General features: G+C 68.7%; 2 protein-coding genes. Both read left to right on the top strand.

Annotation, left to right across the window (positions count from 1 at the left end; all coding sequences use genetic code 11):
- Window positions 1-243: 243 nt before the first annotated feature.
- A complete protein-coding gene (lepB, locus tag B8460_RS16815; RefSeq protein ID WP_048862772.1) occupies window positions 244-1,023 on the top strand; it encodes a signal peptidase I in 780 nt (259 codons plus the stop codon).
- A gap of 5 nt (window positions 1,024-1,028) precedes the next feature.
- On the top strand, window positions 1,029-1,372 hold a 344-nt coding region (locus B8460_RS16820; RefSeq protein WP_277813990.1), incomplete at its 3' end, for a ribonuclease III family protein.

Genomic DNA, 1,372 nt, shown 5'->3' on the forward strand with positions numbered 1-1,372 from the left:
TTTCCGGGGAGGCGCGGCTGCGCGAGACGGCCTACGCCGTCACCGCCGCGTCCTGATCCAGCCCGCCCCTCGCCGGCCGCCCCTCGCCAGGCGCCCTTTGCCAGGTGCCACGGGCCGCCCGGTCCCCGGCCCATCCTCGCGGCGGCGCGCCTGCCCGCCGCTGCCACCGGCTGGCGATGGGTTTCCTTGACAGCCCGGGGGCCGAGGGGCTTGATCCGGCCACCCTTGGGGCGGAGCCGGCTCTTGGATCGAGTTGCGAAGCGCAAATCCAGCGTTTTATTGGATAACGTCAAGACGATCATCTATGCCGGCCTGATCGCCATCGGCATACGCACGTTCCTGTTCGAGCCGTTCAACATCCCGTCCGCCAGCATGGTGCCGACATTGCTCGTCGGCGACTATCTGTTCGTGTCGAAATACAGCTACGGCTATTCGCAGTATTCGATGCCGCTGTCGTTCCCCTCGTTTTCCGGCCGTATCCTCGGCCATGCGCCGCGTCAGGGCGACATCGTCGTCTTCCGCCAGCCGGGCCACGAGTCGATCGACTTCATCAAGCGCGTGATCGCCCTGCCGGGGCAGCACGTGCAGGTGAAGGGCGGCCAGCTCTACATCGACGGCAAGGAAGTCGCGCGCCAGGAAGCCGGTCACTGCCCGGACGAGGAAGGCAATTACGAAAGCCAGTCCGTCCGCTACCTCGAGACGCTGCCCGACGGGGTAAAGCACTATATCTGCAAGGTGGTCGATCCCGCCGTCACCAACTCGATGACGTATCAGGAAGCCAACGACACCCCCGATTTCCTGGTGCCCGCCGGCACGTTCTTTGCCATGGGCGACAACCGCGACAACTCCGCCGACAGCCGGTTCCAGCCGAGCCAGGGCGGGGTCGGGTTCGTGCCGATGGAAAATCTGGTCGGCCGGGCGGAGTTCCTGTTCTTCTCCGTCGATGCCGACGCGCCGTGGTGGCAGGTCTGGCGCTGGCCGGGCGAGATCCGCTGGGACCGGCTGTTCGACAGCCTCCGCTGAGCGGCGTGGGGACGGACGCCGACAGCGAGGCCCTGTTCGGATACCGCTTCGCCTCGCCCGCGCTGCTGCGCGAGGCGCTCACCCATCGCTCCGCCGCCGGCCGGGGCGGGCGCGGCTCGAACGAGCGGCTGGAGTTCATCGGCGACCGCGTGCTCGGCCTGCTGGTCGCCGAATGGCTCGCCGAACGCTACCCCAACGAACAGGAAGGCGCGCTCGGCGTGCGGCTGTCGCATCTGGTCTCCCGCACCGTACTGTCCGAAATCGCCGCTGCCATCGGCCTCGGCCCGGCGATCGCCATGGCGGCGGGCGAGGCGCGGGCCGGCGTCGCGCGCCGCGCGACCGTGCTCGC

The sequence above is a fragment of the Acidisphaera rubrifaciens HS-AP3 genome (genome assembly GCF_000964365.1).
In the GTDB taxonomy this organism is placed as follows: Bacteria; Pseudomonadota; Alphaproteobacteria; order Acetobacterales; family Acetobacteraceae; genus Acidisphaera; species Acidisphaera rubrifaciens.